Annotated in this window: 11 protein-coding genes; 10 read left to right on the top strand and 1 reads right to left on the bottom strand. The window is 57.2% G+C overall.

The features are described 5' to 3' along the window. Positions 1-17 precede the first annotated feature (17 nt). The 6 genes from BUC32_RS05730 to guaD all read left to right on the top strand — a co-directional run bounded on the left by BUC32_RS05730 (position 18) and on the right by guaD (position 8,439). Entirely contained in the window at positions 18-608 is a 591-nt protein-coding gene (locus BUC32_RS05730) for a TetR family transcriptional regulator C-terminal domain-containing protein (protein ID WP_175556903.1), read from the top strand. 145 nt (positions 609-753) lie between these two features. After that, complete coding sequence (gene xdhA / locus BUC32_RS05725; protein ID WP_073250537.1) at positions 754-2,208, top strand: xanthine dehydrogenase small subunit; 1,455 nt, start codon at positions 754-756, stop codon at positions 2,206-2,208. Between the two features lie 14 nt (positions 2,209-2,222). After that, a complete protein-coding gene (xdhB, locus tag BUC32_RS05720; protein WP_073250886.1) occupies positions 2,223-4,538 on the top strand; it encodes a xanthine dehydrogenase molybdopterin binding subunit in 2,316 nt (771 codons plus the stop codon). A 4-nt stretch (positions 4,539-4,542) separates the two neighbouring features. Beyond that, positions 4,543-5,433 (top strand): xanthine dehydrogenase accessory protein XdhC, encoded by an 891-nt coding sequence (gene xdhC, locus BUC32_RS05715; protein ID WP_073250535.1) that lies wholly within the window; start codon positions 4,543-4,545, stop codon positions 5,431-5,433. 30 nt (positions 5,434-5,463) lie between these two features. Next, complete coding sequence (locus BUC32_RS05710; protein ID WP_073250533.1) at positions 5,464-7,038, top strand: xanthine/uracil/vitamin C permease; 1,575 nt, start codon at positions 5,464-5,466, stop codon at positions 7,036-7,038. Between the two features lie 66 nt (positions 7,039-7,104). Further along, positions 7,105-8,439: a guanine deaminase gene (gene guaD / locus BUC32_RS05705; RefSeq protein ID WP_073250531.1), complete on the top strand. Its 1,335-nt coding sequence runs from the start codon at positions 7,105-7,107 to the stop codon at positions 8,437-8,439. A 4-nt stretch (positions 8,440-8,443) separates the two neighbouring features. Here the strand turns inward: guaD and bhcR are convergent, their stop codons facing one another. Beyond that, a complete protein-coding gene (gene bhcR, locus BUC32_RS05700) occupies positions 8,444-9,271 on the bottom strand; it encodes an HTH-type transcriptional regulator BhcR (RefSeq protein WP_073250529.1) in 828 nt (275 codons plus the stop codon). Between the two features lie 196 nt (positions 9,272-9,467). Here bhcR and bhcA point away from each other — a divergent pair, with 196 nt between their 5' ends. From bhcA to bhcD, 4 genes are all read left to right on the top strand, one after another. Beyond that, the gene (gene bhcA, locus BUC32_RS05695) at positions 9,468-10,658 is read left to right on the top strand and encodes an L-aspartate--glyoxylate aminotransferase BhcA (RefSeq protein ID WP_073250527.1); all 1,191 of its coding nucleotides are present in this window, start codon (positions 9,468-9,470) and stop codon (positions 10,656-10,658) included. Then, entirely contained in the window at positions 10,658-11,629 is a 972-nt protein-coding gene (gene bhcB, locus BUC32_RS05690; RefSeq protein ID WP_073250525.1) for a beta-hydroxyaspartate dehydratase BhcB, read from the top strand. The genes bhcA and bhcB overlap by 1 nt, the downstream gene beginning before the upstream one ends. A gap of 17 nt (positions 11,630-11,646) precedes the next feature. Next, entirely contained in the window at positions 11,647-12,813 is a 1,167-nt protein-coding gene (bhcC, locus tag BUC32_RS05685; protein WP_073250523.1) for a 3-hydroxy-D-aspartate aldolase BhcC, read from the top strand. Positions 12,814-12,893: 80 nt separating this feature from the next. Then, positions 12,894-13,859, top strand: a complete 966-nt coding sequence (gene bhcD, locus BUC32_RS05680; RefSeq protein WP_073250884.1) for an iminosuccinate reductase BhcD — start codon at positions 12,894-12,896, stop codon at positions 13,857-13,859. The last annotated feature ends 181 nt before the right edge of the window (positions 13,860-14,040 follow it).

Below are 14,040 nucleotides of genomic sequence, written 5' to 3'. Positions count from 1 at the left end.
TGGATATGGACCAAGTTGTGACGAATGAGACAGACTCCCCTACCAGCCGCCGGATGAAGGCGCGTATCTTAACTTCCGTGGTCGAGGTTGTGGCCATGCAGGGGCTAAGTGGCACAACGCTGGCGAAGGTGGCGGACCGCGCGGGCGTCAGCCAGGGCGTTCTTGTGTTTCACTTCAAGTCCAAATCGGGCCTGCTGAATGCCACCTGCCGTCATCTGATTGAAGACTACATGCAACTTTGGCAGCCCGCGCTTGATCTTATCAATCCGGCGGAGCGCATCACAGGATTGGTGCGTGCTGACTTTGATCCCAGCATATGTTCCCCGCAGCAGTTAGCGCTGTGGTTTGCTTTTTGGGGCGAAGGAAATGCCCACAACTGGTATGATGACTTCTGTCGGGATGCCGAACGCCAGCGGACCGATGCGATGATCGATACCTGTCGGGCGTTAGTCCCTTCGGAAAACCCTGAGATTCTGGCCCAATCTATCGATTGTTTTATTGATGGGCTTTGGTTGCAGATGCATTTGCAAGGCGAGAAGGTAACGCCACAAGATGCACAAGAGCGGGCATTGGGGCATCTGCATTTGCTTTTACCGAACATTGTCTAGCGGTTAAGGTCGTGGCGTCATAAATCAAATACTGATTATCAAATATTCCAAGAGAGAGAATCTGGACTGTTTGCATTTTCAATAAAAGCCACAAAGAGTAGAGTGCAATCTTGTCCGCACTGCCACTAGCCATCGGAGGAATATAATGGGCGTCCGCAGCGAAATCCGCTTTCTGTTGAACGACAGGGATATCTCTATCTCCGATCTTGGGGCGTCAAACACGCTTTTGGATTTTCTGCGCCTTGATCAGCGTCTGACCGGCACCAAAGAAGGTTGCGCCGAAGGCGACTGTGGGGCTTGCACTGTGCTGGTGGGGCGTCTTCACGAAGGGCAAATGCGCTATGAAGCTGTGAATGCGTGTATCCGGTTCCTTGCTTCGGTTGATGGCTGCCATGTGGTCACGATTGAGCATCTGCGCGGCAAAGATGGCGCGTTGCACCCTGTGCAGCAGGCCATGGTTGAAGAGCACGGCAGCCAATGCGGGTTTTGTACCCCTGGTTTTGTAATGTCGCTTTACGCACTTTGGATGGAAGTGCCAGAGCCTTCGGAACATCAGATTGAAACGGCTCTGCAAGGCAACCTTTGCCGTTGTACGGGCTATGCCCCTATCATTCGTGCCGCGCATGCCATCAGCCGCTACGGCACGCCCGCGTCAGATTTTTTGGTGCAGGAACGCGCCGTTGTTGCTGCAAAACTAAATGCGCTGAGTGATGGCTCTCGGGTTGAAGCGGGCCCGGACGACAACCGTGCAATTATTCCGGCATCTGTTGATGATCTTGCTGAAGTTCTGGTTGCTAACCCAAATGCAACCATCGTGGCAGGCGCAACGGATGTGGGCCTTTGGGTGACAAAGTTTCTGCGCCCGATTGGCCCCGCGATTTTTATCGGGCTAATGGATGACCTAAAGTCCATAAATTCCGATGCGGATCGTATACGTTTGGGTGCCGGTGTCAGCTATTCCGAAGCCGAAGAAACATTGACCTCTGCCTTCCCGCATCTGGCCGAGTACTGGTCGCGTATCGCTGGGTGGCAGGTGCGCAACATGGGGACAATTGGCGGCAATATCGCGAATGGATCACCTATTGGAGACACACCGCCAGTTTTGATCGCGCTGAATGCGTCGATCACCCTGCGCCGTGGGGCTGAGCGCCGTCAGGTCGCATTGCAAGACTTCTTTGTCGCCTACGGCAAACAGGATCGGGTTGCCGGGGATTTTGTCGAAGAGATCCATATTCCCGTTTCGCAAGGCGACTGGCGTCACGCGGCCTATAAGATTTCGAAACGTCGCGACGAAGACATCTCATCGGTTGCCGTAGGGCTCGCGGTTGAGGTTGAGAATGGCAGGATCGTTGCGGCGCGCCTGGCTTTTGGTGGCATGGCGGCAACACCGAAACGGGCCGCGCAGGCCGAAGCCGCGCTTGTTGGGCAAGCGATGGCCGAGGCAAGTTTTGAGGCTGCCGCACAAGCTCTGACACAGGATTTCGCCCCGCTGACTGATTGGCGCGCCAGCGCTGAATACCGCCTGAAAGTGGCGCAAAACCTGCTGCGCCGATTCTGGTTGGAACAAAATGGCGATGACACCGCCCGGCTGAGCGCATGACGATGGGAAAAAACATGACACAATCCGCGTCTATCAAAGGTGGCGTAAACACCGATCTGCGCCATGACAGCGCCATCAAACATGTCTCGGGGCGAGCGGAATACACCGACGATATCCCCGAACCCATCGGCACGCTGCATGCCTATCTTGGCGTGTCGAACGTGGCGCATGCCACGCTGAACGGCATAGACCTTGAGGCTGTACGCGCCGCCCCCGGTGTGGTCGGCGTGCTGACCGCCGCAGACATTCCCGGCCACAATGACGTCAGCCCCACGGGCCGCAATGACGAGCCGGTGTTTCCGACCGAGAAGATCGAATTCCACGGCCAGCCGCTGTTTGCCGTGGTTGCCGACACCCGCGACAACGCCCGCAGGGCGGCAGAGCGGGCCGTCGTCGATTGCGATGTCCTGCGCCACGCGCTGGACCCGATTGCGGCACAGGATGCCGGGTATCCTCATATCACCGACAATCTGACACTCGCACGCGGAGCGGCTGAGGCTGAGATGCCGAAAGCCACCAATCGCGTGGCTGGTCGGATGAGCATTGGCGGTCAGGATCACATGTATCTGGAAGGGCATATTGCTTTTGCCATTCCCGGCGAAGACGACGATGTGATTGTGCATTGCTCAACCCAGCACCCGTCCGAGGCGCAGCATATGGTGGCCCATGTTCTGGGCGTGCCGTCGAACGCCGTGGTGGTGAATGTGCGCCGTATGGGTGGTGGATTTGGCGGCAAGGAAAGCCAGATGAACCTGTTCTGTGTCGTTGCCGCAATGGCCGCGAAAAAGTGGAACGTGCCGGTGAAAATCCGCCCCGACCGCGATCAGGACATGACGGCCACCGGCAAGCGCCATGACTTTGTCGTCGATTACGAGGTCGGCTTTGACAATGATGGCCGTATCGAGGCGGTCAAAGGTGACTTTGCTGCGCGCTGTGGCTGGTCTTCGGACCTGTCTGGCCCGGTCACGGACCGCGCGCTGTTTCACGCCGACAATGCCTATTTCTATCCGCATGTGAAACTGGTCAGCCAGCCGATGAAGACCAACACGGTCTCAAACACGGCTTTTCGCGGCTTTGGCGGACCACAGGGCGTGGTGGCTGCCGAACGCATGATTGAAGAGATTGCCTATGCGCTGGGCAAGGACCCGCTTGAGGTGCGCAAAGCCAACTTTTATGGCGGCGAAGGGCGGGACCTGACGCCCTATCATCAGCAGGTCGAAGACAATATTCTGGACCGCCTGATCGGCGAACTTGAGGACACGTCAGAGTATCAGGCCCGTCGACAGGCCATTCTGGAGCACAACGCCAAGGGTGGCATCATCCGCAAGGGCATCGCGCTGACACCGGTCAAATTCGGCATCTCGTTCACCGCGACCTGGTACAATCAGGCCGGCGCTTTGGTGCATGTCTATAACGATGGCTCGATCCATCTGAACCACGGCGGTACGGAAATGGGGCAGGGCCTCAACACCAAAGTGGCGCAGGTTGTGGCGGAGGCCTTTCAGGTCGATTTCGACACCATCAAGATCACTAAGACGACAACGGAAAAGGTGCCGAACACATCGGCCACGGCGGCCTCAAGCGGATCAGACCTCAACGGCATGGCCGCGCTGAACGCCTGCGATCAGATCAAAGAGCGGCTTGTTGCCTTTGCCGTGGAAGAGTGGGGTGTTTCGGCGGATGAGGTCGAATTCCAACCCAATCAGGTGCGCGTTGGATCTGAGGTCTTTGCCTTTGGCGACTTTGTCAAACGCGCCTATATGGCGAGGGTTCAGCTCTCGGCGGCAGGCTTTTACAAAACGCCGAAAATCCACTGGGATCGTGCGGCTGGCAAGGGGCGCCCGTTCTATTACTACGCCTATGGTGCCGCCTGTTCCGAGGTCAGCATCGACACGCTGACTGGCGAGTATGTCATTGATCGCACGGATATTTTGCATGATGTGGGCAATTCCCTGAACCCGATCCTCGACAAGGGCCAGGTCGAAGGCGCGTTCATTCAGGGCATGGGGTGGATGACCACCGAAGAGCTGTGGTGGGATGACAAGGGCGCATTGCGCACCCATGCGCCATCGACCTACAAGATCCCGCTGGCCTCGGATCGTCCGCGCATCTTTAACGTCAATCTGGCTGACTGGTCGGAAAACCGCGAGTTGACCATCAAACGATCGAAAGCCGTGGGCGAGCCACCCTTTATGCTGGGTATTGCAGTGCTCGAGGCGCTGTCGATGGCGGTGGCATCGGTGGCCGATTACAAAACCTGTCCGCGTCTGGACACGCCCGCGACGCCGGAACGTGTTCTGATGGCTGTTGAGCAGCTCAAAGGGGCGTAATCTGATGGTTTCGGTGGATATCAGCGACTTCTTTGAGCGGCATGACCGCGTTGTGGAAGTGTGCCTTGCGGATGTGCGGGGATCATCCCCGCGCGAAGCGGGCACGCGCATGTTTGTCGCGCCGGATGCGCTGAACGGAACCATCGGTGGTGGCCAGCTGGAGTATATGGCGATTGACGAAGCCCGGGCCATGCTGAAACGTGGTGACAGGGCGGGTGAAATGGACGTGCCGCTGGGCCCGGAGATCGGGCAATGCTGTGGCGGGCGGGTTCGTATTACCCTGATCGAAATGGATCAGGCAGCCAAAGACATAGCGAAAACGCGCGCCCGCGCGGATGAGCAGGCCCTGCCACATGTCTATGTGCTGGGGGCGGGCCATGTGGGACGGGCGCTGGCGGATCTGTTTCAGCACATGCCGGTGAAATGCGTCCTGATTGATCAGCGCGCCGAGGAACTCGGTCTTAGCCACGCCAACGTCGAGACCCGGCTGACGCCCTTGCCCGAGGTCGACATTGCACAGGCCCCCAAACGCAGCGCCTTTGTCGTGCTCACCCACGATCACGCCCTTGATTTCCTGCTGTCATCCGCTGCGCTGGAACGCAATGATGCGGCCTATGTCGGGCTGATCGGCTCGAAAACAAAGCGCGCCAAGTTCAAATCTTGGTGCAAAAATCAGTGCGATGGCCTGTCCATCGACACGTTGATCTGCCCTATTGGGGCAGGCGGTAGCCGCGACAAGCGGCCGTCCGTGATCGCCGCGCAAGTCGTGGCCGAAGTGATCACGGCATTGACCTCTGAACCTGCCGAAACCAGCGCCCCCCCGGGGGCAAGTGAACCGCCCACTCAGGGCGATCCATTGGTGAGGCAGAAGACAATCCGAAAGGATCACGTCTGAGCCTCATCCTGTAACTGGAGGAGGTCCGTCATGACGGAAATGAGTTACACCTACAAGCTGTTTCATCGCAGCGATTTCAGTGCCTTTTGGGCGTTGTTTACCGATAACCTGATCAACCTGATGGTGTTGGCCGGGGTTTGTCAGTTTGTGTTCAACATGCCCGCCGAGATCGTGTTCGGGCGCATTGTCCCCGGTGCTGCCGTGGCGATTATGGCAGGCATCGCGGTTTATGTGGTTTTGGCCAAGCGCGCCGCCGCGCAACATGGCCGGGACGTAACAGCGCTGCCATATGGCATCTCGACCCCGGTGATGTTCGTCTATCTGTTTGGCGTGATCGGCCCGATCTACTGGTCGACAGGCGATGCAACACTCGCCTGGCAGGTTGGCATCGGTGCTGGCTTTATCGGTGGTATCGTCGCGGCGTTTGGGGCCATTGTCGGCCCGTTCCTGAAACGCGTGACACCGCGCGCCGGTATGCTGGGCACGCTCTGCGGCATCGCGCTGGTGTTTATCGGCACTGTGCCGCTGGCCACAATCTTTGAAGATCCGTTTATTGGTTTTGCCTCGCTGATCATCATCCTCTGGGGGCTGGTGGGCCGTTTCCGCCTGCCGTTCAACATTCCAGCGGGCCTGTTGGCGCTGCTGATCGGTACGATGGTGGCGTTGCTGACCGGCAAGGCCTCGGTCAGCTTTGAAGGCGTGGGTGTCTACGCGCCGATGCCCTATTTCGGTGACCTGATTGCAGGTATTCAGCATCTCTTTGCCAACCCGGAACTGTTCCTCGTGCTGGTGCCGGTGCAGATCTATAACTTCATCGAGACCATGAACAACGTCGAAAGTGCCGAAGCTGCGGGGGATCACTACCCAGTGGCCACCTGTCAGGTTATTGATGGTGCTGGTACGATGATTGGTGCGCTGTTCGGCTCGCCCTTTCCGACCACTGCCTATATCGGTCATCCGGCCTATAAACGCATGGGCGCGCATTCGGGCTATATCATTGGTGTGGGCATCGTGATCCCGTTGGCGGCGTTCTTTGGCCTTCTGGCGTTCCTCAACAACCTGATCCCCGTGGCTGCCGCCGCGCCGGTTCTGGTGTTTGTGGCGCTCAGCCTGATCACCAATACCGCGCATTCGGTGAAAACCGACCACATGGCCGCCGTCACGCTGGCAATGATGCCACATGTCTCGGCCTTTTTGATGATCAAATGGGGCTCATTGATGAACGCGCTTGGTGCCACCGGCGTCGAAGGTCTGCCACGTCTTGGCGACGAAGCGCTGACTGCTGCCCTCTTGCAGCAGGGGGCGCATTTCCAGGGGCATCTGGCGCTGTCACAAGGCGCGATCATCACCGGTCTGGTCTGGGGGGCGATTGTGGCCTCGGTCATTGACGGCAAGTTCAAGAACGCCGGTGGCTTTGCCTTTGCGGGTGCCGTGATGTCAGCCATCGGTATCGTGCATTCGGCCAGCCTGCATATGCCGACGCTGGATGGCGTGACCATCGGTTATCTGATCGCGGCTGGGTTCCTGTTCATCTATCCGATGTTCCACAAGGAAGATGATCTGGAAAACCCCAACGTCGTCGTCGACGAAGTTCCGGCGGAATAACCCAATCTGATCCTGACTGCGGGCGGCATCCTTCGCCCGCAGCACCTATTTTACCGGATATCAAACATGACCGTTTCTGGACAAAGACAGCTGTTGCGCGGGCGCGTGCTGAACTTCCACGCAGACCCCGTGAATGAGGCCGATACAGAGGCCTATGACTATTTCGCAGATGGCGCGCTGATTGTGGCCGATGGCAAGATCGAAGCCATTGGAGATTACGACGCCCTGAAACAACCGGGGCTGACCGAGGTCGACCACCGGCCACATCTTTTGATGGCCGGTTTCATCGACACGCATATTCATTTCCCTCAGGTGCAAGTGGTTGCCAGCTGGGGGGATCAGCTGTTGGACTGGCTGAACAACTATACATTCCCCGAAGAGGTGCGTTTTGCCGATCAGGGCCACGCCGACGCCATGGCGCGTGCGTTTTTTGATCTGTTGACCAGCCACGGGACGACGACAGCAATGTCTTTCTGCTCGGTTCATGCGGGCAGTGCGGATGCCTATTTCACCGAAGCCGCGCGCCGCAACATGTGCATGATCGGCGGCAAGGTGATGATGGACCGCAACGCGCCCGACGGGCTGCGCGACACGCCGCGATCGGGTTATGACGACAGCAAGGCGCTGATTGACCGCTGGCACGGGCGGGGCCGCGCGCACTACGCGATCACGCCGCGATTTTCTATTACGTCCACGCCGGAGCAGATGGAGATGGCGGGGGCGCTTGCGACAGAACACCCCGATTGCTTTGTCCAGACGCATCTGTCGGAAAACAAGGACGAGATCGCCTTTACCAAATCGCTGTACCCACAGGCCCGCGACTATCTCGATGTTTATGAACGCTATGGGCTGGTGGGGCCAAAGACCTTTCTGGGGCACGCCATTCACCTCGAAGATCGCGAGATTGCGTCGCTCGCTGAGCGGGGCGCGCATCCGGTGTTCTGCCCGACCTCAAACCTGTTTCTGGGCAGTGGATTGTTCGATGACGGCGGGTTGCGAGAGCAGGGCATCACCAATGCGATTGCCACCGATATCGGCGCGGGCACCAGCTATTCCATGCTGCAAACTCTGAACGAAGGCTACAAAGTTCTGCAATTGCAGGGGCAGAAACTGCATCCCTTGCGCGCCTTTCACTGGATCACGCGCGGCAATGCCGTGGCAATGGGAATGCAGGATCGGATCGGTACGCTGCATGCCGGTACGGACGCTGACATCGTGGTGCTGAACACATCGGCCACCGATGCGATGGCGCTTCGGTCTCAGCGCGCAGAAACCCTGTCGGAAGAGCTGTTCATTCTGCAGATCATGGGCGACGACCGGTCGGTCGAACAGGTCTATGTGGCAGGGCGTGCGCAAAAGGGTGTGGATCTGCCACCAGCGCGTGCTCTGCGCTCTGCCTGAGCCGCTACTTTTCAGGGTTGGGGGTGTCTGCCCCCAATCCTTGAGACAATTCCCCGGCGGCCGCCTTTACCAGCGCTGCCACCTCGGGGATACGGTCCGAGGTCATGCGGCTCACGGGACCAGACACGGAAATGCCGGCCACGGCTTCACCATAGAAGTTCGTGATCGGCGCGGCGACGCAGCGCATTCCCAGATTTTTCTCTTCGTCATCCACCGCAAACCCCTGCGCGCGCGATCTGGCCATCTCGGCGCGAATAGCGTCGGGGTCGCTCAGGGTTTTTTCCGTGAAATCCGTTAGGGTCTGCTCTCGCAGGAAACGCTCAAGACGCCGTTCGGGGAACAGGCTCAAGAGCGCCTTGCCAATGCCCGAGGCATGCATCTGCGACAGGGTGCCGGGCGGAAAGAACGCCCGGATCGACTCGTGGGTTTCCACCTGGCTGACGAACATCACCATGTTGTCTTTTTCGATGCCAAGGTTGGCAGTTTCCCCTGTCGCCTCCATCAGGGTTCGCATCACCGGGCGCGCCCGTTCAACAACACTGGAGCGTCGCAAAAACGCTGAACCCAGCCGAAACGAGGCCGGGCCAATGTGCCATTCCTGCGTCTGCGGCTCACTTTCCACAAATCCACGGGCCGCAAGTGTTGTCAGTACCCGGTACATCGTGGCTGCGGACTGATCCAGCTTCTCAGCAATCTCAGACAAGGTAAGACCCGAGTGCCCGGCAAGGGTTTCCAGCACGATCAACGCCCGATCCAGCGATTGAATCGGGTTTGCCGCAGCGTCGGAGTTGAACGCCTTGGGGCGGCCTTTCTTGCGGAGTGGTGGCTGCATTATGGGGCCTTTGGGCTGTGATCTGGTCATTTTAAGAAATACTTTGAAAATTGAATTCACTCAATAAAAAAATGTAACATTTTGAATTTGTGTACGTTTATCTGGATTATTTGATTTTGAAAAACCTTTTCAAAAAAATTTACTCACAACCAATGCACCTATAAATTGACCCGGACATTCCCAAGAGGAGGCTGACATGAGCTTTCAAAATCCTGTATTCATTCCCGGCCCGACCAACATGCCCGAAGCCTTGCGTCGTGCGGCCGATATGCCGACGCTGGATCACCGCTCGTCATTGTTTGCCGAAATTCTGCACCCCGCGCTGGACGGCGTGAAGCAAGTTCTGAAAAGCAAAACGGCTGAGGTTTTCGTGTTCCCGTCAACCGGCACCGGTGGCTGGGAAACCGCGCTGACCAACACGCTGTCAGCCGGGGATAAGGTTCTCGCGGCGCGCAATGGCATGTTCAGCCATCGCTGGATCGACATGTGCACCCGCCACGGGCTGGACATGCAGATCGTCGAAGCGGCCTGGGGCGCTGGCGTTCCAACGGATCGCTACGAAGAGATCCTGCGCGCCGACAAAAACCACGAGATCAAGGTTGTTCTGGCGACCCATAACGAGACCGCCACCGGCGTCAAAAGCGATATCGCTGGCGTGCGCCGCGCACTCGACAATGCGGGCCACCCGGCGCTCTTGTATGTGGATGGTGTGTCGTCGATTGGTTCGATGGATTTCCGCATGGACGAATGGGGCGTCGACATCGCTGTGACCGGCTCGCAAAAGGGCTTTATGCTGCCCGCTGGTCTGGCCATCATCGGCTTTTCGCCCAAAGCCATGGCACAGGTGGAAACCGCAACCCTGCCGCGCACCTTTTTTGACATTCGCGATATGGCGGCGGGCTATGCCAACAACGCCTATCCCTACACGCCTGCAGTGGGCCTGTTGAACGGGCTGAAGCTGGCGACCGAGATGTTGCTGAATGAGGGGCTGGAGAACGTCTTTACCCGTCACAACCGCATTGCCAACGGGGTTCGCGCCGCTGTGAATGCATGGGGCCTGACCCTCTGCGCACAGTCGCCGGATCTCTACTCCGACAGCGTCAGCGCTATTATGACTCCGGAAGGGTTCAATGCGACTGACATCGTCAGCCATGCTGCGGATGTATACGGAGTCGCCTTCGGTGTCGGATTGGGTGAGGTTGCCGGCAAAGTGTTCCGGATTGGCCACCTTGGATCGCTGACTGATGTGATGGCCTTGTCTGGTATCGCCACCGCCGAGATGTGCATGGTCGACATTGGGCTCGATATCCAACTTGGATCGGGTGTGGCCGCCGCGCAGGAAGTCTATCGGCAAACCACGGGTTACACCCTCAAAGCGGCTGCGTGATGAAGGATACCGTCGACATGATTATTCCTACCTTTGACGACATGCTGACCGCGCATGAACGCATCAGGCCTTATGTGCATGAAACGCCTGTCCTGACGTCTTCGTTTCTGAACGAATTGACCGGCGCTAACCTGTTTTTTAAGTGTGAAAACTTTCAAAAAGCAGCCGCGTTTAAGGTGCGTGGTGCGTCAAACGCAGTGTTCGGTCTTAGCGATGAGCAAGCGGCGCGCGGGGTGGCAACGCACAGCTCGGGCAATCACGCACTGTCTTTGTCCTATGCGGCCGGTCGACGGGGAATTCCATGCCATGTGGTAATGCCGCATACCGCCCCGCAGGCAAAAAAGGACGCAGTGATCGGCTATGGTGGCCAGATCACCGAATGTGAACCATCCACAACCGGCCGCGAAGCGGTCTTTGCCGAGGTACAGGAACGCACCGGTGCCGATTTTGTACATCCCTATAATGATCCGCGCGTCATTGCCGGGCAGGGGACCTGTTCGCGCGAATTGATTGAGCAAACCGGTGGTCTGGACGCTGTGATTGCGCCAATTGGCGGTGGCGGCATGATTTCAGGCACTTGTTTGACCCTGTCGACCCTTGCATCAGAGACAGCGATTTATGCTGCGGAACCCGAACAGGCTGACGATGCCTATCGGTCGTTCAAGGCGGGTCGCATCATTGCAGACGACGCACCCGTCACTGTGGCCGATGGGCTCAAGGTGCCGCTCAAGGATTTGACCTGGCATTTCGTGTCCAGTCACGTGACAGACATTCTGACCGCGTCAGAGCAAGAAATTATCGATGCGATGCGTCTTATCTGGGCGCGTATGAAGATTGTGATGGAGCCTTCCTCGGCTGTGCCGCTGGCCACCATCCTCAAGAATAAAGAAGTCTTCGCGGGAAAACGCGTGGGTGTCATCATCACCGGTGGTAATGTCGATCTCGACAAATTGCCCTGGATGAACAGCTGAACATCGGAGTGAAGAACATGAATGCACAAACTAAATTTGACGAATTGATCGTGGGCTTTGATGTGCCGGCTCTGCCAGGTATGGACGAGGCTGACATCCAGACCCCGGCGCTAATCCTGGATCTGGATGCGCTGGAGCGTAACATAAAGAAGATGGGCGATTACGCAGCGGCACATGGTATGCGGCATCGGGTACACGGAAAAATGCACAAATCCGTGGATGTCGCCAAACTTCAGGAAGAACTGGGTGGCGCAGTTGGTGTGTGCTGCCAAAAAGTGTCTGAGGCCGAAGTGTTCGTGCGCGGTGGCATCAAGGACGTGCTTGTATCCAATCAGGTACGTGATCCTTTGAAAGTTGACCGCCTTGCGCAGCTGCCCAAACTGGGCTCGCGCATCATTGTGTGTGTGGATGATCTGGACAACGTGGCAGACCTTTCTGCGGCTGCCGTCAAACACGGCACAACTTTGGAAATCTTTATCGAGATTGACTGTGGTGCGGGACGCTGTGGCGTCAACTCGACCGAGGCCGTTGTTGAGATCGCCAAGGCGATTGACGCTGCAGAGAACCTAAAGTTCACCGGAATTCAAGCCTATCAGGGTGCGATGCAGCACATGGACAGTTATGAAGACCGCAAAGCCAAATTGGACGTCGCGATTGCTATGGTGCGGGACGCCGTGGATGGGTTGAAGGCCGAAGGTATCACATGCGAATTGGTGTCTGGTGGCGGGACTGGGTCGTACTATTTCGAGAGCAATTCAGGTGTATACAACGAGCTCCAGTGTGGATCTTACGCGTTTATGGATGCAGACTATGGTCGTATTCTGGACAAGGCTGGCAATCGTATAGATCAGGGGGAATGGGACAATGCCCTGTTCATTCTGACTTCGGTGATGAGCCACACCAAGGCTGACAAAGCCATTGTGGATGCAGGTTTAAAAGCGCAATCCGTGGATAGTGGATTGCCAACCGTATTTGGCCGTGATGATGCGGTCGAGTATCTGAAGTGTTCGGATGAGCATGGGGTCGTGGGCGATCCGGATGGCGTGTTGAGCGTGAATGACAAATTACGCCTCGTGCCCGGCCACTGCGATCCAACCTGCAATGTGCATGATTGGTATGTCGGTGTGCGAAACGGCAAGGTAGAAACTTTGTGGCCCGTGTCAGCACGCGGGAAAGCGTTTTAATCGGTGGATGGGATGAGGGGGCCAGCCCCCTCAAGCTTCCCCGGAGTATTTCTAACAAGATGAATGAAGGAGCGGGTGCGATGTGGATTGTTCCTGAAAGAGAAATTGCGGGCCTGATGACCCGAGAGGCGGCCTTTGGGGCCGTTGAAAAGGTGTTTTCTTCGATGGCGTCGGGGGATGCTCATAACTTCCCAGTCATTCGAGAAGCCATTGGGCACGAAGAGGCGCTTTACGGCTTCAAAGGCGGGTTTGATCGGGCGGGGGCCGCATTGGGATTGAAGGCGGGTGGTTACTGGCCACACAATCTTGAGAAACGCGGCTTGATCAATCACCAATCAACAGTGTTCTTATTCGATCCCGATACGGGCAAAGCCAGTGCGATGGTTGGAGGCAATTTGCTGACTGCGCTGCGCACTGCAGCGGCGTCTTCAGTGTCGATCAAGCATTTGGCGCGTTCTGATGCCAAAGTGATTGGTATGGTCGGAGCAGGCCATCAGGCGACATTCCAGCTGCGGGCGGCACTTGAGCAGCGGAACTTCGATAAGGTGATCGGCTGGAACCTGCATCCGGAAATGTTGCCAAACTTGGAAAAGGTCGCAACACAAGCCGGTCTGCCGTTTGAAGCCGTGGAGCTGGACGGATTGCACGAGGCAGATGTGATTATCACCATCACGTCGTCTTTTGAAGCAAGTCTGATGTCCCACCACGTCAGTGACGGCACGCATATCGCCTGCATGGGAACAGACACCGTGGGTAAGCAAGAAGTAGAACCTGCATTGATCGAACGCGCCAGTGTGTTCACCGATGAGGTCGCGCAGGCAATCTCACTTGGCGAAAGCCAGCATGCGGTTTGCGCGGGAACCAAGGCCGAAAGTGACATCAATGAAATTGGCGCGGTCATTAATGGCACACATCGCGGTCGCAAGAGTGACGATGAAGTGACGCTGTTTGATGGCACAGGGGTCGGTCTTCAGGATCTGGCTGTGGCGGCATCGGTGGTTGACCTGGCAATCGCAAAAGGCGTGGCGATCGAAGTCGACTTTTGAGCATCTCATCCAAGCAAGTAAAAAAAGGGCCCTGTCATCTGCATGACCGGGCCTTTCTGTCGTTATGAGCGGTGCAAAGCTTAGGGCACCAGATCCTTTAATCTATGCAAGGCGATGCGTTCGACTTGTTTGCAGGCTGTGGCGCGCTCGGAGGGGGTGTTGTTTGTGATGCGTGTTTGGA

Source organism: Shimia gijangensis (assembly GCF_900142085.1).
Lineage (GTDB): Bacteria > Pseudomonadota > Alphaproteobacteria > Rhodobacterales > Rhodobacteraceae > Shimia > Shimia gijangensis.
This window is presented reverse-complemented; position numbering and strand designations above follow the sequence as displayed.